Below are 488 nucleotides of genomic sequence, written 5' to 3'. Positions count from 1 at the left end.
ACTCGCTGACGCCGCTCCGGTGCACGGCATGGTTCGCCGCCACTTGGTTGCGGTGCGAGAAAGTGAATGCAGTCGGACCGGAACCAAACGTAACCAACGCCGATCGTCACCATACAATATACCACGATCGAACCGGGATGAGCCCCGGCGGCGAGCAGTCGAGGCGTGTCGAGAAAGCGGTCACCTGACAGCCAAGCCAAAGCGAGATAGCCACCATTGGCAATCAAGCAAAAGTCAGCGATGAACCACACCCAGCGTTTACGGACGAGTGCCGCCCCAATGAACGGGACGGCAACGCCAAGCAGCGGCCCGGCCCAGAGTGTTACAAGCGGATGCGGATCGGGTGAGTGCAAGCTGTAGGGCATCCGCCAGGGAGCGAGGTCGAAGTCGGTCAGCGTCGCACCGCATGCCATGCCGCCAACGATGTGCCCGAATTCGTGCGTCATGGTCATTACGATCCAAGCGGACGCAAGCAAGATCGCGAAGAT

General features: G+C 60.5%; 1 protein-coding gene. It reads right to left on the bottom strand.

Annotated elements, in window-relative coordinates:
- On the bottom strand, positions 1-446 hold a 446-nt coding region (locus HFP54_RS25105; RefSeq protein WP_315853979.1), incomplete at its 3' end, for a hypothetical protein.
- Positions 447-488 lie beyond the last annotated feature (42 nt).

Source organism: Crateriforma spongiae (assembly GCF_012290005.1).
Lineage (GTDB): Bacteria > Planctomycetota > Planctomycetia > Pirellulales > Pirellulaceae > Crateriforma > Crateriforma spongiae.
This window is presented reverse-complemented; position numbering and strand designations above follow the sequence as displayed.